At 47.9% G+C, this 20,113-nt stretch carries 17 protein-coding genes and 1 other annotated feature; of the genes, 1 reads left to right on the forward strand and 16 read right to left on the reverse strand.

All coding sequences use genetic code 11. The features are described 5' to 3' along the window. Positions 1-21: 21 nt before the first annotated feature. From EXG77_RS10740 to EXG77_RS10785, 10 genes are all read right to left on the reverse strand, one after another. Positions 22-543: a hypothetical protein gene (locus tag EXG77_RS10740; RefSeq protein ID WP_035398156.1), complete on the reverse strand. Its 522-nt coding sequence runs from the start codon at positions 541-543 to the stop codon at positions 22-24. Between the two features lie 61 nt (positions 544-604). Beyond that, entirely contained in the window at positions 605-2,254 is a 1,650-nt protein-coding gene (locus EXG77_RS10745; protein WP_035398158.1) for an aromatic amino acid hydroxylase, read from the reverse strand. Positions 2,255-2,314: 60 nt separating this feature from the next. Next, positions 2,315-2,519 (reverse strand) — a binding site (T-box leader). A gap of 70 nt (positions 2,520-2,589) precedes the next feature. Further along, the gene (locus tag EXG77_RS10750) at positions 2,590-3,735 is read right to left on the reverse strand and encodes an aromatic acid exporter family protein (RefSeq protein WP_023467731.1); all 1,146 of its coding nucleotides are present in this window, start codon (positions 3,733-3,735) and stop codon (positions 2,590-2,592) included. 105 nt (positions 3,736-3,840) lie between these two features. After that, positions 3,841-5,775: a fructose-specific PTS transporter subunit EIIC gene (locus EXG77_RS10755; protein WP_035398160.1), complete on the reverse strand. Its 1,935-nt coding sequence runs from the start codon at positions 5,773-5,775 to the stop codon at positions 3,841-3,843. Positions 5,776-5,792: 17 nt separating this feature from the next. Further along, on the reverse strand, positions 5,793-6,713 hold the full coding sequence (gene pfkB, locus EXG77_RS10760; protein WP_035398162.1) for a 1-phosphofructokinase: 921 nt from the start codon (positions 6,711-6,713) through the stop codon (positions 5,793-5,795). Continuing rightward, complete coding sequence (locus EXG77_RS10765; RefSeq protein WP_023467728.1) at positions 6,710-7,456, reverse strand: DeoR/GlpR family DNA-binding transcription regulator; 747 nt, start codon at positions 7,454-7,456, stop codon at positions 6,710-6,712. Before EXG77_RS10765 ends, pfkB begins: the two co-directional genes overlap by 4 nt. A gap of 287 nt (positions 7,457-7,743) precedes the next feature. Then, positions 7,744-8,568: a fumarylacetoacetate hydrolase family protein gene (locus EXG77_RS10770; protein WP_035398164.1), complete on the reverse strand. Its 825-nt coding sequence runs from the start codon at positions 8,566-8,568 to the stop codon at positions 7,744-7,746. Between the two features lie 241 nt (positions 8,569-8,809). Next, positions 8,810-9,262, reverse strand: a complete 453-nt coding sequence (locus EXG77_RS10775; RefSeq protein WP_035398166.1) for a hypothetical protein — start codon at positions 9,260-9,262, stop codon at positions 8,810-8,812. Between the two features lie 199 nt (positions 9,263-9,461). After that, on the reverse strand, positions 9,462-10,904 hold the full coding sequence (locus tag EXG77_RS10780) for a SulP family inorganic anion transporter (RefSeq protein ID WP_023467725.1): 1,443 nt from the start codon (positions 10,902-10,904) through the stop codon (positions 9,462-9,464). A gap of 71 nt (positions 10,905-10,975) precedes the next feature. Continuing rightward, on the reverse strand, positions 10,976-11,884 hold the full coding sequence (locus EXG77_RS10785) for a TetR/AcrR family transcriptional regulator (RefSeq protein ID WP_035398167.1): 909 nt from the start codon (positions 11,882-11,884) through the stop codon (positions 10,976-10,978). A gap of 169 nt (positions 11,885-12,053) precedes the next feature. Here EXG77_RS10785 and EXG77_RS10790 point away from each other — a divergent pair, with 169 nt between their 5' ends. Next, positions 12,054-13,526: a DHA2 family efflux MFS transporter permease subunit gene (locus EXG77_RS10790; protein WP_023467723.1), complete on the forward strand. Its 1,473-nt coding sequence runs from the start codon at positions 12,054-12,056 to the stop codon at positions 13,524-13,526. On the opposite strand, the gene EXG77_RS10795 is transcribed toward EXG77_RS10790, so the two are convergent. The 6 genes from EXG77_RS10795 to EXG77_RS10820 all read right to left on the reverse strand — a co-directional run bounded on the left by EXG77_RS10795 (position 13,505) and on the right by EXG77_RS10820 (position 19,909). Then, on the reverse strand, positions 13,505-14,035 hold the full coding sequence (locus EXG77_RS10795) for a 4Fe-4S single cluster domain-containing protein (protein WP_081637417.1): 531 nt from the start codon (positions 14,033-14,035) through the stop codon (positions 13,505-13,507). The genes EXG77_RS10790 and EXG77_RS10795 overlap by 22 nt on opposite strands. Further along, positions 14,007-15,836: an anaerobic ribonucleoside triphosphate reductase gene (locus tag EXG77_RS10800; RefSeq protein WP_035398171.1), complete on the reverse strand. Its 1,830-nt coding sequence runs from the start codon at positions 15,834-15,836 to the stop codon at positions 14,007-14,009. Before EXG77_RS10800 ends, EXG77_RS10795 begins: the two co-directional genes overlap by 29 nt. 240 nt (positions 15,837-16,076) lie before the next feature. Beyond that, a complete protein-coding gene (locus EXG77_RS10805; protein WP_035398173.1) occupies positions 16,077-18,116 on the reverse strand; it encodes an ATP-binding protein in 2,040 nt (679 codons plus the stop codon). 101 nt (positions 18,117-18,217) lie between these two features. Then, on the reverse strand, positions 18,218-18,742 hold the full coding sequence (locus EXG77_RS10810) for an AAA family ATPase (protein ID WP_035398175.1): 525 nt from the start codon (positions 18,740-18,742) through the stop codon (positions 18,218-18,220). Positions 18,743-18,843: 101 nt separating this feature from the next. Next, positions 18,844-19,527 carry an LrgB family protein gene (locus EXG77_RS10815; RefSeq protein ID WP_023467718.1) on the reverse strand — a complete coding sequence of 228 codons (684 nt, stop codon included), beginning with the start codon at positions 19,525-19,527 and terminating at the stop codon, positions 18,844-18,846. After that, positions 19,520-19,909 (reverse strand): CidA/LrgA family protein, encoded by a 390-nt coding sequence (locus tag EXG77_RS10820; RefSeq protein WP_052017178.1) that lies wholly within the window; start codon positions 19,907-19,909, stop codon positions 19,520-19,522. The genes EXG77_RS10815 and EXG77_RS10820 overlap by 8 nt, the downstream gene beginning before the upstream one ends. Positions 19,910-20,113: the final 204 nt, after the last annotated feature.

Consider the following 20,113-nt stretch of genomic DNA (forward strand, 5'->3'; position numbering starts at 1 on the left):
CTCTCTTTTTATCGTCATGAATCACGCTTTCGACGTACTCGAAGCTACAGCGATTTGCCGACGCACTTCTGCTTCTAATTGTGGTTCCGGTGGTTGCCAGCCTTCCGGTTTCATGACCTTTTGGTCCGATTCCCGGAAGATTGGTTTTCCGTCCGGTCCAAGCTTCGCCATGTTCGCACGCTGGACGATCTCGAACAATGGAGCCGGATCAAGCCCGATCTCAACGAAGCTTCCCATGATGAAGTAGAGGGCGTCCGTCAAGGCATCCCCTTGTCCGACGAGCCGTTCGACATCTGTTTCGGGTTGTTTCATCTGAAGCGATTTTTCGACCGCTGTATCAAGTCCTGACTTGAAACGTTCGATCGCTTCGAGAAATTCTGCTTCACTCGTCGCCGATTGATGCAGGAACTCAACGACCGCTTCTTCTGCCGTCCAGGTCGAGCGTTTGATTCCACGATTGACCGTCATAGGTGTTGGCGTCGTTGCGCCAGGGTGTGAAAACACACGGTGGAATTCCTTTACGTCTTGATAATAATTTGTCATAACCGATCATCCCCTTTTACCGAATGTCTCCATTCTAACAGGTTCAGAACCGGAGTTCGACTCATTGATGAACGACGTCGAGTAAGGCCATCCCACGCGTGATCAATTCATCTCGCTGCTCAGATGTCGCTTTTAAGCGCTCGAGATCTGCAATCAGACGTGGTTGATCGACTTCATCCGCTAACTCGAGTAATTCAAGACGGAGTAACCAAGCGTCCGGTAACTGGACGAGTGTCTGATCGATCAGTTGCGGTAACCGTTCTCGTCCGGCACGACCTTCGCGAATCTCGCGGACGACTTCGAAGATCGGATCAGCCGCTGTCAACGGACGTTCGATTCGTTCGAACTCGACCGTTTCCGGAATCGGCTTCAGTGCTTCAACTTCCGTTCCCGGGAATGCTGACGTGATGTCACCGACGATCAATTCCATCCGGTCCATCGTCATCATTTTCCCGTCGTTTGCAAGCGTCGCTGCTTCTAAGACGACGAGCGCCCGATTTCCATTGACGTTTTGAATCGCTGTGATGTCCCCTGTGACGCGAACATTTCCTTCCGCCCAGTCGAGACGTTCACCGACTTTGACTTGCATCAATACTTCGTTCAATTCCTTGCCGTGAAGGAGTGTAAAGCCTTCCGGATGATCTGCAAGTCCTTGACCTGTCAACACTTCGCCGTTCGCAGCAAGCGCTGTCGGACCTGTTAGTTTGACGAGATGAAGCGAATCGTGAATCTCTTGCGTTTCAGGAACACCGACGAGCGAGAGACCACTGTCGAAGACGAGCGTTGACAGGTTACCCGATTCGACCGCTTTTGTTAGTCCGTGGATGCCACCGCGGATGTAAGACATCGACTGTGCGAATTCTTCAAGTGCATCGCGGAGTTGTTCGAACGATTCACAAACGAAGAGTTCTTTTTGCATGCTCGTCACGTCATGTTTCGTTGCAAGTGCTTTTTCAAGTGAGAATGGATGTTTGACGACCGCGTCCGTTAAGCAGTGGCGACTTTCACCGACGGATGATAAAAGACCTGCCCCGTAGATTTGTGGGTTGTCGATATTACCAATCAGACCGAATTCAACCGTCCACCAGAACAGACGTGAGATTTCGTTCGCTTCCGAAATTCCTTTGACGTGTGTCCGTGTCTCCGCGAGTTCGACTTCAGCTTGCTCGATGTCGGCTGGCGTCGAGAACGGGCTCTCTTTGACAATCGTCAATTTCTTTAGTGCCTTGAACACGTCATGCTCGGCTTTATGATTAAAGGCATGTGCCCCGATCTCACCGAAGCGTCGAACGAATTCCGCGTAGACCGGATTCATCAAGATTGGCGCGTGCCCCGCTGCTTCATGCAAAATATCTGGCGCCGGTGTGTAGAGAATGTTATCGACCTTCCGAATGTCGGTCGCGATCGGCAAGAGTCCGTGCCCTTGGAAATCGAAGAAGGCGACGCCAGGAATGAGACCATCAACAGCGACTGTTCCCCAGCCTCCACGGCTTAGGTTCGCTGTCATTTCACGCACGTCCGGAATCCGTTCCGTGCTGATGCCCGATGCAGCAAGCCCTTCGAGGTATGCCGGATGTGCTGTATCTTGTAACGTATTTAAATTCAGTCGCATGACGTATCTCCAAACGGCATGATCCGTTGGCGTGTAGTCTTCGTAGTGCTGTGGTGCGACGTGTGGACGTAAATGACTTGGAATGATTGGTGTAGACATATGAGTTCCCCCTTGAATGAATGTGAGATAACAAAAAAGCCCCTGCCGAACATATTGTTCGACAGGGGCGACGAAAGCCGCGGTACCACCCTGATTACCCAGTCATCGACTGAGTCACTTATGATTGGGATAACGGTGTGCTCCGCTCGCTTACGCAAGAAGCTCAGAAACTGTAATTCAACACCATCTGTGTACACGTTCGCAGCGCCACGTGCTCTCTGAAACAGGGAGATGGTCTTTACTTCGGTTTCATCATCGCTTAATCTTTCGTTCTGTTATGCTGTTATACTGTTATGCTTTTAGCAAGTAAAGTATCGTTAAGGAGGACTATACGCTTACTTTTTACTTTCGTCAATGGCTTTTTTACGTTTAAATCGATTAAATGTTTTATCACGGACTGATTTTTGTTCGATCGTCAGTGATGTGATATGACGACGAAGCGCACCATTGAGCCGTTTTTCGAATGCTTCAAGCTCTTGGATCCACTCATTCATCGAAACGACGATCGGTAAGATTTCCATGATGACTTCTTCCTCGAGTTCATCGCGGTCAAGGAAAGAGTGCTTAACGAAGGCGATGTTCTCTTTGACGAGATCCTCCATTGCGAGTGGTTCTTCCGTCAATAAGAGATCATATGTCAGCAAGACCTTCTCTTGTCGCTGGGCGATATGCATCAAGTGATAAAACAATTCACTCCGAAGATCGTCCGCAATCGAGTCAAGGGCCTTCTCTCGCTCTCTGAAGCGCTCTGCCGTCGCGACACCACGTTCGAGGCACGATTGCATATGTTTGAGAATCAAGAGGTTCCGTAAGAGCGAGGCGTGCTTCTGACGCGTTCCTCGAATCTCTTCCTTGTGTAGGTTGAACAAGTTTTGTGTCTCAAGGAGCGAATTTGACATTTTATCGATTGCCGCCCGGTATGGGGCGACCTTGCCTTCGAAGGCAATCGCTCGCGTGACGACGAGCAGCTTTTCGAAGAGTTTCGTCGCTTTTTGATAGTAGACATTGCCATAGCGCGGCGGGAAGATCAGCGCATTGATGCCAAGCGCACAGCCGATCCCGAGCATGACGAGCAAGTAACGGATCAGGACGACTTGCCAAAGTGGCTCGGTCGCTGTCGCCACACTTTCGAGAATGACGATGATCATCAAAACGACGTGTGGAATCGTCCGCCCGAAACCAAAGGCTAGCAAAATCGAGATTGCTGCCATGATGACGATTCCGATCGCGAGCGGATTGGCTGGATTATCCCCTAAAATCCAAAGTGCGAGTAACGTCAAAAAGGCACCAATCAAGTTGGCCTCTGCTTCCTCGAGAAATTGTTTCCATGTCTGATAGACCGAAGGCAGGAGTGTCGTCGCTGCCGAGATTGCAGGCAGGATCGGGCTGAGGTTGAACAGATTACTGATCAACAGCGCCAAGATGACCGCAAGACCTGTCTTGATGGTCCGTGGTCCGATTTGTAAGGATTGTCCACCCATGTCCATCCCTCCTTCTTATTCAGTATGCCCTCTATTCTTCACCGTTAGCCGTCAAAATTCAACAAAAAATCCCCTCCGCTTGAAAACGGAGAGGATTTAGGTGAATTATGATGCTTTCGTACCTGTTCCTTCTGTCATTTCCGCTTTCGCGACCGATTGGTCAACAAGTGGTTTTTTGAGGAAGGATAGGATTGCCGCACCGACGAGTGAACCGATGAGGATCGCACCCGCGTAACCGACGATTGCCATGACCGTACCTGATGGACCATCAAGTAACGGGAAGACGAAGATACCGCCATGTGGTGCTGGGAGCAAGACGCCGAAGACAATCGTCAATGCACCAGCGATAGCTGAACCGATGACGCTTGACGGAATGACGCGGAGTGGATCGGCTGCTGCAAATGGAATCGCACCTTCTGTGACGAACGATGCACCCATTGCGTAAGCAGCGATACCTGCTTCACGTTCTTGCGGTGTGAATTTCTTACGTGCGAACAATGTTGATGAGAAAGCCACGATGAGTGGTGGAACCATCCCACCTGCCATGACGGCTGCCATGACTTCCGTGTTACCTGCTGTAAGAGCAGCTGTACCGAAAACATATGCTGTTTTGTTGATTGGACCACCCATGTCGATTGCCATCATACCTGCGACGAGCATACCGAGGAGGATTGCGTTCCCACCGCTGAGCCCGTTCAACGAATCCGTGAGCCATGTCATGAACTTCGCGATCGGCTCATTGATGACGAGTAACATGATCATCCCTGTGATGAATGAACCAAACAGTGGATAGAGCAAGACTGGTTTGATTCCTTCAAGAGCTGCCGGGAGACCTTTGAAGACTTTAACGAGTAAGAGAACGACGTAACCAGCAAGGAAACCGGCAATCAATCCACCGAGGAAACCAGCGTTACCACTGCTAGCAAGGAACCCAGCGATCAGACCAGGAGCAAGACCTGGTTTATCAGCGATCGACATCGCGATGAATCCGGCGAGAATCGGAATCAAGAGACCAAACGCTGCTTTCCCGATTGTCATCAACTGAGCTGCAAACTCATTGTATGACGGATCTTTCGGGTCAGCGGAGTTGATTCCCCAGAAGAAGCTGATCGCAATCAAGAGACCACCAGCGACGACGAGTGGCAACATCGCGGATACCCCACTCATCAAGTGTTTGTAGAATCCACCACGCGCTGGTTTTGAGCTTTCGCTTGAACCGCTCGCTTTATAGACAGGTGCGTCTTGTTTGACGGCACGGTTGATCAATTCTTGTGGTTTACGAATCCCTTGCGCTACCGGTACTTCAACGACGTGTTTCCCGTTGAAGCGATCCATCTCAACTGCTTTATCCGCAGCGACGATGATGGCTGTCGCATCTTTGATGTCTTGTTGTGTCAAACCGTTCTTGACACCTGTCGATCCGTTCGTTTCGACTTTAATACGAACACCCATCTCTTCCGCTTTTTGACGAAGCGCATCAGCTGCCATATACGTGTGCGCGATTCCTGTTGGACAAGCTGTGACAGCGAGGATGTACGGTGCATTTTGGTCGACATTTTCGCTTGAGACGTCAACTGGACCTTCTTCTTCGCGTTCCTTCGCTTCGATTGCTGCGATGACTTCGTCTTTCGTTTTAGCCGCAAGGATCGTATCGCGGAAGTTCATATCCATCAAATAAACAGATAGTTTCGAAAGTGTTTCAAGGTGCGCATTATCAGCGTTCTCACCCGCTGCGATCATGAAGAACAACCGACTCGGTTGACCGTCGAGTGCTTCGTAGTCAACACCTGTCGAACGACCGAAGGCGATCGCTGGTGTTTTGACTGCTGCTGTTTTTGCGTGTGGAATGGCAATGCCTTCCCCTAAACCTGTCGTACTTTGCGCTTCCCGTGCGAGAATCGCTTCTTTATATGCCGAGCGATCGTTCAGTTTTCCTGCCCGATCGAGGACGTTGACGAGTTCATCGATGACAGCGGCTTTAGATGACGCTTGTAAATCGAGCTGAATCGTATCACGTGTCAAGAGATCAGTAATTTTCATGAGTAGTCACACTCCTTTTAGGATTGAATGAGTTCAACGACGTTGACGTCTTTGATGAGACGATCGATATCTTCCTTCGTACAAAGACCAAAGGAATAAGCAGACGCGCTACCAGTCGTCACCGCATAGCGGAACGCTTCTTCTGATGATTTACCGAGCGCGTGGCTGGCGACGAATCCAGCGACGAGTGAATCTCCAGCACCGACGGAATTGACGAGCTTCCCTGCCGGTGTGTTTGCCGTATAGGCACCTTCACGATTGACAAGCAGTGCTCCGTCTCCTGCAAATGAGATGACGACGTTCTCGGCACCTCGCTCGACGAGCTGTTGGGCGTATGGAACTGCCATCTCCTTCGACGTAATCTCGACGTCGAAGATTTCACCGAGTTCATGGTGATTCGGCTTGATTAAAAATGGACCGAGCGGTAAGACTTCAAGCATCGCTTCCTTCGTCGTATCGACAGCGAAGCGGACGTTCCGTTCATTCAGGATCGTCGCGATATGACGATAGAGATCATGCGGCAGACTGCTTGGGATACTACCTGCGAAGACGACGATGTCACCGGCTTCCATCGTCTTGAATCGGGATAATAAATGCTCCAGCTCTTCCGGTTGAATCTTCGGTCCCGCTGCATTCAGCTCAGATTCTTGATCGGCGCGAATCTTTACGTTGATTCGCGTCTCATCTTGAATCGGTGTGAAGTCCGTCAACACGCCTCGTTTCTCGAGTTCCGTCCGAATGAATTGTCCGGTACTTCCTCCAAGGAATCCGAGTGCTTGTGTTTCCACCTCATAGTTTTTTAGGACGAGAGAGACGTTAATCCCTTTCCCTCCGGCCACTTTTTCCGCCTGTTCGACACGATTGACTTGTCCTGCCTCAAATACCGGTAACGTGACATAATAGTCGATGGATGGGTTGAGTGTCAGTGTATAAATCATTTCGCGTTCACCACCTCTGTGTATTGACTGTATTTCGCTTCTTGCTCACTGGATGTCGTCGTGATGATCGTCGCCGCTTGCAAGGACGCCACACGACTGAAACTGATCGCATCCAGCTTCGTCTCATCGACGAGTACATACGATTGTTTTGCTAATTCGATCGCTGTCTTCTTTACGAGTGCCTCTTCCGGATCTGGTGTCGTGAAGCCTTGTGCCGGATGAACACCGTTCATCCCAAGGAACGCGACATCAAAATGGTAAATCAACATTCCTTCACGTGCGTTGTAACCGACGAGTGCTTGCGTTGAATGCTTGAGTTGCCCTCCGACGACGAACGTCGGGATACGGTGATAGAGTAACGTGTTCGCTAGAGGAAGACTGTTCGTTACGACCGTAATCGCCTTCTCTTCGAGATACGGAACGATGGCAAGCGTCGTCGTTCCGGCATCGAGATAGACATACATCCCGTCTTCAATCAGGTCGGCAGCCGCACGCGCGATCCGCTCCTTCTCTTCGACGTGTTGGTCACTCTTCTCGAAATAACTCGGTTCTTCAATTTGCAAATGGTTCGCTGTTGCGCCCCCGTGCACCCGACGCAGATGACCTGCTGTCTCGAGTTGTGATAAATCCCGACGAATCGTGGATTCACTCGCACCGGTTTGTTCGACGATCTTTTGCATCTTGACGACTTCTTCTCGGGCTAAAAGCTCAAGGATGAGTTGATGGCGTTTTTTGGTTAACATAAGGTTTCCCTCCGCATCTTTAATATAAAGCGTTTACATCTAAAAATCAATCAAAAACGTTCAAAATTTATATAAATTCTTTATAAAACGTTCAAAATACGACTTTTTTCGACATTAAACCGTTCTTATAGTTTCATTATACATCAAAAACGGTCATTTTATGACTGTTTTGTTGGTTAGAATCAATCATTTTTTAAATTTTTGACGATTTTCACAAAATAAAAAACCACTTTCCAAAGTAATTCGGAAAGTGGTGAATGAAAATCGGTCATTTCAGTCATCTTCGTTCACTGGACTTCATTTTGCAAGCGACCGATTCCTTCAATCGATACTTCGACGACATCCCCTGTCTGAAGGTAGACCGGTGGTTTCATGCCGTGCCCAACACCAGCCGGAGTGCCTGTCGCAATGATGTCCCCTGCTTCAAGCGTCATCCCGCGCGACACTTCAACTAAAATCGTTACGACATCACGCAACATCAAGGCCGTTGATCCCGATTGACGGAGTTCCCCGTTCACACGCGTCTCGACAAGGACGTCACGCGGATCAAAGCTGTCCGCTGAGACGATGACCGGTCCGAACGGACAGAACCCATCGAGTGATTTGCCACGGAAGAACTGGACGTGTTCTTTTTGTAAGTCCCGCGCTGTCACATCATTGACGATACTGTAGCCAAACACGTGATCAAGTGCATTCTCAGGTGTCAGATCACGCCCCGTCGTGCCGATGATGATGGCGAGTTCACCTTCATAATCCAGTTGCTGTGTCAAATCCGCATGCCGCTCAATCGATTCGAACGGACCAACGATCGATGTCGGTGCTTTCGTGAACAAGACGAATTTCCCCGCTCCCGCCGTATCCATCTCCTTGATATGATCGGCGTAGTTCTTGCCGACACAGATGACGTTTCGTGCTGGTACATAAGGTGCGAGCTGTCGTACATCCCCTTTAAGTAGTGGCGCGATATCTAAATCAAGATCAACATCGAACTCACGTGAAATCACTTCAAACAATGAATCCGTATAGACTTGTGCCGTCACATCATATGTAGAGCCATCCCGTTCAACCCCGATACCTACTTTTCCTTCTTGCTCAAATCGAAACCATTTCATCCTAAATGCCCCCTTTTGTTTCTAGTATAGCGAAACTGAAAGCACGTCGCACTTATCCTCTCCAGCACATGTTCAATCCTCAAATCGTTTTGCTATTATTTTTAGTGATAAAACATAATTCATACATGGTATTCAGTCATTCCTTGACTTTTAGTTCGTTTCAACAGTTGAAGATCATATAGATATCTTATAAATCATATCGGACGAGTAGTAGGTTTGAATGTTAAAACATCATACTCATTTATTCCTGTGATAAGAAGTTAAATTTTTCTATAGGAATATGATGAATATTTATAGGACACTTGTATTTTTCTAATACATTTTGGAGCAAAGGAAAAATGTCATCCAAATTATTTTTATGTTTGAAATTACCAATAACTTCAATATCTAAATTCCATCGACACTCTTCTTTATCCTCTAAAAAACCACCTGCCACGGTACATAATTCATCATACGTTTCTTGAATAACTTCCTCAGATGAAATAATGATTGCTTTTATAAAATTATCATATCCAAAGTCGTCTTCCGAGATTCCATCTATATTTTTTAAATAAGGAAAATCGTCAATTGTGCTAGGACGTTGATAGTCAATGAGTATTAGGCAATACATAGGTGGTGTTAAATAACCATCTCTCAAAAAAAATGCTTCGACTGTCCTTAAATTGAGTATTCTATTCAAATGGTAATTTTTCATTTAGTGAACCTCGTTTACTTATTAGAGTGAGTTTAATTAAAGTTTTTAACGTTAGTTCATATAACTTTCTTTTTAATAGCTTACACCTTATCACATCATACAATTATTGGATACATAATGCGTATATGACTCGTCGAGACAATAGAAAGGGGTGGCATTCCCAAAGTACCTAGGAATGCCACCCCTTTTATACAATTCGTTACGCAATCCGCTGAGCTAGTCGATCAACAAGAGCCTGCGACTCTTCATTCAATCCAACAAGTTCGACTTTTTTGCCAAGTCGTTCGTATTTCAAGACGACGTTTTCGATTGCTTCGATAGCGGAATCATCAAACAAGTGACACGCTGAGAAATCAAGTGTGATGACGGATGATGGATCAGTTTCGAGCTGAAACTGTTCTGCAAATGCTGTCGTCGATGCGAAGAACAACGGTCCACGAATCGTATAACGGACTCGATCTGTTTGCTCCTTGCGCTCGACTTGAATACGAGAAATTTTTGACGCAAATAATAACGCAGCAAGCAAGATTCCGACAAGAACACCCATTGATAAATCGTTCGTCAATACGGTGACGAGAACGGTTGCGAGCATGACAGCAGAATCACTCTTCGGTGACGTCTTGAGCATCTTGAATGATCCCCAGTCAAACGTCGCATACGAGACGAAGAACATGACGCCGACGAGTGCTCCCATCGGAATCGTCATCAATAGATCATTCATCGTAAACATCAACAGCATTAAAAACACACCTGCTGTCAACGTCGACAAGCGACCACGCCCACCCGACGTGACATTGATGACCGATTGACCGATCATTGCACAGCCCGGCATGCCACCGAACATACCTGCGATGATGTTCGCAATTCCTTGTCCGCGTGATTCCATCGCTTTGTTCGACGTCGTATCCGTCATCTCATCGACGATTCGTGCTGTCAGCAACGATTCGATCAACCCAACGAATGCAAGTGACAAAGCATACGGGAAGATGATTTGGAGCGTCTCAAGCGAGAACGGAACATCCGGCAGGAAGAAGCTTGGTAACGCCGCTTCGATTTGCCCCATGTCCCCGATGACTCGTGTATCAAGTGAGAAGACGACCGTCAACACTGTCATGATCGTGATCGCAACGAGTGGTGCCGGGATCGCTTTCGTCACGCGTGGGAATAACAAGATGATGGCGAGTGATGCGGCGACCATTGCGTACATGATCCAGTTCTGTCCTTCGAACTGCGGCAGTTGTGCCGAGAAAATCAAAATCGCTAAAGCATTGACGAATCCGACCATGACGGATCGAGGAATGAACCGTAATAACTTAGCAATTCCTAAAAATCCGAACGCGATTTGTAGAATTCCGGCAAGGATACCGGCAGCTAGTAAATAATCGACACCATGGTCCTTGACGAGCTGGACGACGACGAGTGCCATCGCACCGGTCGCAGCTGAAATCATTCCGGGACGACCGCCGGCAATCGAGATGACGATCGCAATGATGACGGAAGCGTATAAACCGACCATCGGATTAACGCCAGCAATCAGCGAAAACGCGATTGCTTCCGGAACGAGTGCCAAGGCAACGACGATTCCGGACAGCAAATCCGCTTTTGGTTGCAGGAACCACTCTTTTTTCCATTGAGTAAACATATGATGATGAGACCCCTTTTCTAACATGAATGATCTCAGTGTAATCTGGTCAGTTTCAAAAAGCAACCTTTTTAGGAAGTTTTGGTCCGCACACGGGCAATCTCATCGACCATCGCCTTATAGGTTGCCATGATTTCCTGACCCGCAAAGACCGGATCTTCGTCCATCGTCTCGAGTGCCCGGCGTAGAAGATGAATTTTTGGCTTCTTCCGTTCGAGTAGTTCTTCATAGATGAAATCAAGAACCTCTTCATGGGCTTCCTTCGATTCATCGGAAATCGATGACAGGGTAATCAAGCGTTTCATATGCGCACTCGTCTTCTCAAACAAATCCTTCCGAATGACGACTTCATCTTGTGGACGGTCGAGCCAAACGGATAGGAAGCGCGGCGGAATCAACTGTTCTTCCGTCCGACTGACGTCTTCGACGAGATGCGTCAATCGATTGAATACGTAACGGACGACCCGTTCCGGTTGTGTGTTCGGTTCGGATTGTCGGAAGAAGTACATCGCATATTGCAACATTCCTGTATAAATGACCGCTAAATCTAGAAGATACGGTTCTTTCGTCTGACCGAATAAATCACGTAATCGTTCAAACGTCCATTCGATCTCGAGAAGACGGTTATTCTCCATAAACGTCTTCAGTTCTTTTTCATTTGAAGCAATCGCCTCTTCGAACAACGTATACAATTTATATTTTTGCATCAGTTCCAAGTAACAGTTACCTTGTTGAATGAACGTCTCATAATCCGAGACATCTCGTCCGACGAGAATTTCCTTGCGCGCTGTCCGCATCTTTTCAAAGACGGTATTGAATACATCGATAAATAATTCATTTTTAGAGGAGAAGTAGTTATAGAACGTTCCTTTGGAAACGTTACTGTGCTCAAGAATGTCCTGGATGGACGTCGATTGATATCCTTTTTCGACGAATAGCTGATAGGCGGCATCTAGAAGTTGTTTCTTTTTTGGATTCATGGTCTTGTCCTTTTCTGTTCAAATGATTGCAATGGTTTACCAATCACTTATTTTAGTGTATGAAGCAAATAATTTGAATTCATTCGACTTAGCCTGGTAAGATAGCCAAGTTAGTCATAGAATTCAAGTCTAACATTTTAGACTCGTAGTACAAAAGGAGCATAACGAAATGCAATCAAGCAAGCAATCATCACGACTTTATTTAATTTTAACTGTCCTTATGGCAGGTGCGTTCGTTGCGGTCCTGAACTCAACGTTACTTAATATCGCCTTACCGTCGATCATGGGATCCTTCGGTATTCAGGCAAGCACCGCCCAGTGGTTGACGACGGGCTATATGCTCGTCAACGGAATCATGATTCCGACGTCAGCCTTCCTTGTCCAGAAGTTCTCGACACGTCAACTGTTCTTGACGGCGATGACGCTGTTCTCACTCGGTACGATCATCGCTGGACAAGCACACGTCTTCCCGCTTCTACTTGGTGCGCGGATGATGCAGGCATCTGGTTCTGCGATCATGATGCCACTATTAATGAACGTTCTTTTGACCGGTTTCCCGATCGAGAAACGCGGACAAGCAATGGGCATCTTCGGACTTGTCATCACGTTCGCCCCAGCCATCGGACCTACATTGTCAGGCTGGATTCTTGAACACTACGAATGGCGGATGTTGTTCCATCTCGTTACACCGATCGCATTACTCGTACTGTTCACGGGTGCCTTCTTGTTGAAGAAAGAGACAGTTCGTAGCACACTCAAACTCGATTTGTTCTCACTCGTTCTCTCAAGCTTTGGTTTCGGTGGTTTACTGTATGGATTTAGTTCCGCTGGTTCTGCCGGATGGGGGTCTTGGACGGTCATCGGATCATTGATCATCGGTGTGATTAGTCTGACTTCCTTTATTATACGTCAATTCATGCTCGAAGAACCGATGCTTGAGTTCGGGATTTTCCGTTATCCGATGTTCGCCTTATCGCAAGGAATTTCGATGGTCTTGAACATGTCGATGTTCTCCGCAATGATCTTGATGCCGATCTATATCCAGACGATTCGGGGTATCTCACCGTTTCACTCTGGTCTCTTGATGTTACCGGGGGCGATCGTCATGGCGATCATGTCACCGATCACAGGTCGTCTGTTCGACCGATTCGGTGCCCGGATCCTTGCAATCATCGGCTTATCACTGACGGTCTTGACGACGTTCTCGTTCAGTCAGCTAGCTGCGGATACGTCATACGCGTTCCTCGTCATCATGTATACGCTACGTTTCCTTGGAATCTCGATGGTCATGATGCCGGTCATGACGAACGGATTGAACCATATTCCGCAACACTTGACGCCCCACGGTACGGCATTGAACAATACGTTGTCACAAGTATCGGGTGCGATCGGTTCAGGTCTGCTCGTGACGATCATGACGTCGCGGACGAAACATCACGTTCCGGAATTCGCTTCACAACCTGAAGCCGCTAATCCGGAATGGTTACAAATGCAGGCGATGATCGAAGGAATCAACGATACGTTCTTCATCGCAACGTTACTTGCACTCGCGGCACTGATTTTATCGTTCTTCATCAAAAAACGACGGACGACGACACTCGCAGTCGTCGAATCCGTCGATCAAGAACAAAAATATGCATGATCTGATTCTCCCCTGTCTGATGAGACGGGGGAGTTTTTGTTTTTGTGTAACACTCTTTTTTGCAGTTGCTGTCGATCGTAGATTCGTTGATTCGTGCTGCCCCGAAAACGTGTCGTTCGGTCGAGTTTCGACAGGATGAACGGACCATCGATGAGTCCATCTAGTCGCAGTATTAGTGGATACCATCGTTGACGTCTTAAGATTTCCTCTAGTACATAGCCAGTATATAAAATGACGTCATAATCTGGTCCAAGTCGTTCGAGAAGTTGCACAAGTGCTGCCGCTTGAAGCATCGGCTCGCCGCCGGATAATGTCAAACGACGATTTCCGATCGCCTGAATCCGTTCCACCGTTTCTTTAATCGTCCAATCCACTCCACCTGCCGAATCCCAGGAGGACGGATTATGACAGCCGACACAGTGGTGTGGACAACCGGCAAGAAACAGGACCGTTCGCAAACCGGGTCCATCAACGACAGAATCAGGATGAAGGGAAAGAACGCGTAACATCGTGCTTCACCCGATTCTGCTCTTCAGCCCGTTTTGCCTCATTCCAACGGTCCAGTGTACCGACGAGATATCCTGTGATGCGTCGAATCCGTTCGATCGATCTACTTCCGCAAACCGGACACTGATCCTCGATTGTCTGCTCCGTTCGACAATCAAGACAACGATCGACGGGATGATTGATTGACCCATAGCCGATTCCAGCTTCCGCCATCAAACGAACGATGTCTTCAATCGCTTGTGGATTTCCAGCAAGTGCGCCATCTGTCTCGACATAGGTGATATGTCCACCATTACATAATGCATGAAACGGTGCTTCGAGTTGAATCTTTTCACGGATCGTTACGGGCGCATCGACAGGGATATGAAAGGAATTCGTGTAATACGGCTGATCGGTCACTCCTTTGATTTCACCGAAGTCACTAGCATCACGACGTGTGAACTTACCTGATAACCCTTCAGCTGGAGTTGCCAGTAAACTGAAGTTCAATCCCGTCATCTCGCCATAGTTGTCGACGACCGTTCGCATCGCTTGAATCAAGGCAATACCAATCTGGTGCGCCAGTTCGGAATACCCGTGATGATTGCCCGTCAAAACGGTCAAACATTCCGCGAGACCGATGAAGCCGACCGCTAACGTCCCGTGCTTGAGGACCGGACCCACCTGATCCGTACTTTTTAGCGTCTCACCGTCTTTCCAGACATGTTGATATAAAAATGGAAACTCGTCAGCCGTTCGACTTGCCTGGAACTCATAACGCGCGATGAGTTGCCGGCATGCAAGTCTTGTCGTCTCTTGGACGGCTTCGAACATTTGATCGACGGTTTGACTCTGAAGTGCCAAACGGACGAGATTGATGCTCGTAAACGATAAGTTGCCTCGCCCTGTGACGGACGGGATGTCTCCACGATCTTCAAACACACGGGTCCGGCATCCCATATACGCGACTTCTGCTCCCCCCGGTTGCTCCTGACGGTTAAATGGTGCATCAAGAAACGCAAAGTTCGGAAACAATCGTTTTCCTGTCACGCGGGTGGCAAGTTGAAACAAATCGTAGTTCGGATCCGTCGGTAACAGGTTGATGCCTTGTTTGACTTTAAAGATTTGAATCGGAAAGATCGGCGTCTCTCCTCTTCCTAACCCTCGTTCCGTCGCTGTCAGCAAGGCGCGCTGAAAGAGCCGCCCTGCCTGCGTCGTATTCGTCCCATAATTGACGGATAAAAACGGCACCTGTCCACCGCCGCGTGAATGCATCGAATTCGTATTATGGATGAACGCTTCGCACGCCTGAAACGTCTTTTCATACGTCTCCTGCCATGCGCGCCGCTCCCGCTTGCGTCGCTTCCAATGCGGCACAATGGCGTTTAGTTTGGTCCATTCGCGTTGGTAGGTCTTTTCGACGAATGGCGCTACATCATCGTCAAAGGTCGCGAAGGCTTGTCCGCCATGCTGCATGTTTTGATTCGCTTGGACGATGATTGCCGCAAGGGCGAGGGCAGAACGGATGTCTTGCGCTGGTCGGATTGAACCGTGTGTCGTCTGAAATCCGTTCGAGAGTAGCTGACCGAGCGGAATCTGAGCACACGTCGTCGTACCGGTCACGTAATAATCGGCGTCGTGGATATACAAGATGTTGTCGTCAAGCGCCTGCAAGACATCTGCTTCGAGATGTCGTCGCATCATCTGCCGCGCTGCTTCCCCAGCAATCCGCTGTAATTTCGCAAGCGGTGTTTTGCCATCAATGTTTGCATTCTCTTGTTCGATATCTTGCGGTGGTGTGAGTAACGCTTCTAAGCTCTCCATGATTCTTCTTCCTCTCACGCTTTTTTGTAATCACTATAGCGAGAGTACAGAAACGTTCGCAATCCCTGCACAATTTACGATTTTTTCAACTGTTTCAGCCGTTCTGTCATCAATCTGTCCGATTTATCGTTCAAATGTCTGCATCATACTCGTTTTAGCCAAACGCATGAATTTGGACGAATCTCACACGTGAAACGACAAAAAAGAAGAGGCGCATGATATCGCCTCTTCTTCGTCTCTTCATTCTGCTTCGAGTAACGCGTCTGTCGCACTCGGCAATTTGACCCGGAAGACCGTTCCTTCTCCAAGGATCGATTCGACTTCGATATTGCCATCATGTGCGCGAACGATTTCCTTACAGATCGATAATCCAAGTCCCGTCCCGCCAATCTTTCGGCTGTCTGAGTTGTCGACCCGGTAAAACTTGCTGAATAAATGCGGCATCGAATGGCTTGGAATCCCGATCCCGAAATCGCGAACGCTGAGTTCGATCTGATTGTGTTGGTGAGTCATCGTCACGACGACATCCCCGCCGTCCGGTGAGTACTTCACCGCGTTATTCAAGAGATTACCGAGTAACTGTTTCATGCTGTTCGCATCTGCCTCGACCATGAAGTCCTGTTCATCATTCAAATCAAGTTTCAGACTGTGTTGCTCCGTCGCTGCTTGATAAAACTGAATTTGTTCCTTGACGATTTCTTTCAGGTCAAAGATTTGTTTGTCATACTCTTGCTTTCCTGACTCCATCCGCTGGACGTTCAAGAAGTCACTGACGAGATCGGTCAGACGTTTTGATTCATCGTGAATCGTCTGCAAGTATCGCTTGTTCCGCTCAGGATCCAAATCCCGTTTCAACATGAGCTCCGTAAAGCCATAAATCGAAGAGAGCGGTGTTCGAAGTTCATGCGAGACCGTTGAGACGAGTTCCGACTTCACGCGGTCGACTTCTGTCTCAGCCGTGACGTCACGGAAGACGAGAATCGTTCCTTTTGAATGTCCCCCGTGCGCAATGGCTTCGGCATAGACTTGAATGAAGTATTCCCCTTGGTCGATCGACAAGGAGAACATGCCCTCCGGAATCTCACCCGATAAGACTTCTTCAAAGTATGCTTCAAACGCTTCCTTTTGATCCATCTGTTCGAACATCGTTTCCGGTCGGACTTCAAGGAAGGTCATCGAATCGTTGTCTTCTTCGACTTGTAACGACTGGAAGATATCGAATAACGCCTGATTTCCTAAGATCGTCTTCTCTTCGTGTTTGATGTAGAGAATCGCTTCCCGAACGGAATTCAGCAGTTGTGCCGTCTCTTTTCGTTCGTATTCCATCTGTTCGTAGAGTGACATTCGCATCAATGAGATCGCAATCTGTTTTGAGAACGATTCCAGTTCCGCTAAATCCTGTTGGTTGAATGGTGCGTCAAACCGTGCTAGATAAAGACAAGCAATCAATTCTTCTTTTGCCGGATCCATGATCGGAATGACACCTTCATATACGTGATACGGATACTTGATCAGATCGTCGTTCGCGACCTTTTTTGAAGAATGTGCGGTTTCCTTTGAAATCATGACTCGCTTTAGTAGTAACGACTCCGTCTTCAGACTTTCTTGTTGTTCTTCTGTCATTTCTTTTGGAACGACTTGCGCGATTTCATTATTCTTGATCAATAACAGTGCACCAAATTCCGTCTTCGTCAACCGAACGATCGTACTGATGACGGATGAATAATCGAATAAACTCTCCTTTGAAGCAAGCGTTTCGATCAGTTCATTCCGATCCTGCAAATGGAGTTCATTCGTCCGCGTCAATTCAAGAGCACGCTCAAGCTCGTTCTGTTTTTGCTTCAATACTTCCTGATTGTGTTCCATTTCTTGATTCTTAGCTGACAATTCCGCATGTTGTGATGAGATCGACCGTGCCATCTGGTAAAATGATGCCGTTAATTGACCGACTTCATTATGGCTGTCGACATCATGTTCGAGCGAAATCGACTTGCCTTCTGCAAGGCGACGACTTTTGACGTTCAATTCGCGGAGTTGTGACGTCACTCGATGAATCAATGGGCGAACGATGAACAATAGACAAAATAAAAAAATCATCAAGTTCAAGAACCAGAACCATTGTGTCTTTTGTAACTGGTCGAGTACTTGCTCCTTCGTCCGACCGTCTGCATTATCCACGTATAAATAACTGGCAACCGATGTGATGACACTTAGTGCAAAGACACTATAAAAAATCGCCATCAACTGTCTGCCTAATTTCTCAGTCATCCAGTGTTTCATGTTCATAAATCCTCCTAGCAGTAAGTTGCCCTTCGTTCAAGATTGTTTCCTCCTCATCTATTATCATCTAATGATTCCCGGAAACATCTTTCTTGAATCCTTTATGGTCGGGCAGGCGAGAGTCCAATCCCGGTCACGAGGGCAATCGCATCGACGATCTGTCCTTTCGTCAGATCATCCGTCTCGATCTGTTGACTGAACAATGGATCGGTCAGTTGACGTAAGCGTTGTTCTGCCTGTTGACCACCCCATGAATTCGGATGCTCGAAGCGGCTAATCAACCGACGTTTGACAGTCGTCTCCTTCGCCATCAGTGTGATATGTCGGACGTCATGCCCGTTCGCTCGTAACGTCCCGATGATTTCCTGAAAGTACGCTGGATTCGTCAAGGTCATCGGCACGATGATTCGCGCATCTTCCGTATCGAGCTGTTCGAGGAGCTGTCGGTTGAACGCACGCCACAACGGCTCATCCTGAAAATCGTCCTTGTTTTCCGGCAGTTGCGCTCGTAGAAAATAACCTGTCTCTTCCGGATCAAAAATGTGTGATCCGCTCCAACGCTTTTGTAATCCTTTTGCTGCTGTCGTCTTCCCGACACCAAACGTACCGTTAATCCAAATGATCATCTTCTTCTCCTCCACCCTGTTTTCTGTTGTACTATACTGCAAAAGTGGTCGACAAGTTTCAATCGGTTACAAAAAAACACTCCGTTTAAAAAACAGAGTGTTTAGCCATATAACCATGTGATTAAAAACGGTGCGATGACGCTAGCACAGACAGCCGTCAAGACCATCGTCAACAGACCGACCGCCCCTTCGCGTTGGTCGAGACTCATCGATTTTGTCGCGCCCATGACGTGGGCAATCGATGCTAAGCCTACTCCGCGACTGACGAAGTGCCGAATCTTCAAGCCCGTCATTAATTTTGGTCCGACGATGGATCCCGTCAATCCGGTCAATAAAACGAAGGCTGCCGTCAGCGTCGTCGTCCCGCCTGCTTTTTGTGAGATCGCTAAGGCAACGGGTAACGTGACCGATTTCGGTAACAAGGCAAGGTTCGTCGTCCGCTCAAGATGGAGTAGCAGACCGAGTAACAGATCTGAACTCATTGCAATACAGGTTCCAAGCAACACACCGAGTCCGATTTCCGGTAGAAAACGGCGAACGTGATGTCGGACGCGGTAGAGCGGAATCGCAAATGCCGTGATCGCTGGACCGAGCATCTTTGACAAGTATTGTCCACCCTGCATGTATTCTGCATGTGAGACGCCGCTATAGACGAGAATTACGATCAGGACAGCTGTCACCGTCAGGATCGGTAACGTCCAGACACGGGGATGACGTTGGTAAAGAAACATTGCACCACTGAATAAAAGAATGGTTAGGATGATCCAGAACAGTGTCTCACTCATGTGGGTTCACCGCCTCTTTCCGGTGTGCCAAGCGATCGACGATGTACGCTGAGCCGACTAACGTTAGCAGGCTGCTGACGACGACGATCAACACGACTTGAAGACCAGATGTTCGAAGGAATGCCGTATAATCCATGATTCCAGACAGTGCTGGAACGAAGAATAACGGCATGACGAACAGCAGAAAGGTTCCGCCCCGTTCAACAGCGACGAGAGGAAGCAATCGACTTTTTAACGTCACGTACAGAAGAATCAAGCCGATGATGTTACCGGGTAATGGTAACTGGAAAGTTTCGCTCACCCAGTCCCCACTGAGTGAAAAACAAAAAATAAGTGCGATTTGAGCAATGATTTGAATGATACGCATAACGCGTGAAAGCATGATAAAGGTCCCCTTGTTAACAGTTTCGGGTCTTATTATCCGCCTCTTTCCTTCAACAATCAATGAAATCTAGTTAATCAACTGAAGTAACCGTTCTCATGAAAATCCTCACCTTTTTTGTATTAGCACAAACAAAAACCAGTCAGTCGTGTATCAGTACAAAAAATGATTCGAGACGAACAATAAGCGCAATCCTTCTCATAA

The organism is Exiguobacterium sp. OS-77 (assembly GCF_000414195.2).
GTDB classification, from domain to species: domain Bacteria; phylum Bacillota; class Bacilli; order Exiguobacteriales; family Exiguobacteriaceae; genus Exiguobacterium_A; species Exiguobacterium_A indicum.

Coding starts and splice junctions, on each gene's coding strand:
- EXG77_RS10740 (WP_035398156.1), bottom strand. CDS start 543: ATGACAAATTATTATCAAGACGTAAAGGAATTCCACCGTGTGTTTTCA.
- EXG77_RS10745 (WP_035398158.1), bottom strand. CDS start 2,254: ATGTCTACACCAATCATTCCAAGTCATTTACGTCCACACGTCGCACCA.
- EXG77_RS10750 (WP_023467731.1), bottom strand. CDS start 3,735: ATGGGTGGACAATCCTTACAAATCGGACCACGGACCATCAAGACAGGT.
- EXG77_RS10755 (WP_035398160.1), bottom strand. CDS start 5,775: ATGAAAATTACTGATCTCTTGACACGTGATACGATTCAGCTCGATTTA.
- pfkB (WP_035398162.1), bottom strand. CDS start 6,713: ATGATTTATACACTGACACTCAACCCATCCATCGACTATTATGTCACG.
- EXG77_RS10765 (WP_023467728.1), bottom strand. CDS start 7,456: ATGTTAACCAAAAAACGCCATCAACTCATCCTTGAGCTTTTAGCCCGA.
- EXG77_RS10770 (WP_035398164.1), bottom strand. CDS start 8,568: ATGAAATGGTTTCGATTTGAGCAAGAAGGAAAAGTAGGTATCGGGGTT.
- EXG77_RS10775 (WP_035398166.1), bottom strand. CDS start 9,262: ATGAAAAATTACCATTTGAATAGAATACTCAATTTAAGGACAGTCGAA.
- EXG77_RS10780 (WP_023467725.1), bottom strand. CDS start 10,904: ATGTTTACTCAATGGAAAAAAGAGTGGTTCCTGCAACCAAAAGCGGAT.
- EXG77_RS10785 (WP_035398167.1), bottom strand. CDS start 11,884: ATGAATCCAAAAAAGAAACAACTTCTAGATGCCGCCTATCAGCTATTC.
- EXG77_RS10790 (WP_023467723.1), top strand. CDS start 12,054: ATGCAATCAAGCAAGCAATCATCACGACTTTATTTAATTTTAACTGTC.
- EXG77_RS10795 (WP_081637417.1), bottom strand. CDS start 14,035: ATGTTACGCGTTCTTTCCCTTCATCCTGATTCTGTCGTTGATGGACCC.
- EXG77_RS10800 (WP_035398171.1), bottom strand. CDS start 15,836: ATGGAGAGCTTAGAAGCGTTACTCACACCACCGCAAGATATCGAACAA.
- EXG77_RS10805 (WP_035398173.1), bottom strand. CDS start 18,116: ATGAAACACTGGATGACTGAGAAATTAGGCAGACAGTTGATGGCGATT.
- EXG77_RS10810 (WP_035398175.1), bottom strand. CDS start 18,742: ATGATCATTTGGATTAACGGTACGTTTGGTGTCGGGAAGACGACAGCA.
- EXG77_RS10815 (WP_023467718.1), bottom strand. CDS start 19,527: ATGAGTGAGACACTGTTCTGGATCATCCTAACCATTCTTTTATTCAGT.
- EXG77_RS10820 (WP_052017178.1), bottom strand. CDS start 19,909: ATGCTTTCACGCGTTATGCGTATCATTCAAATCATTGCTCAAATCGCA.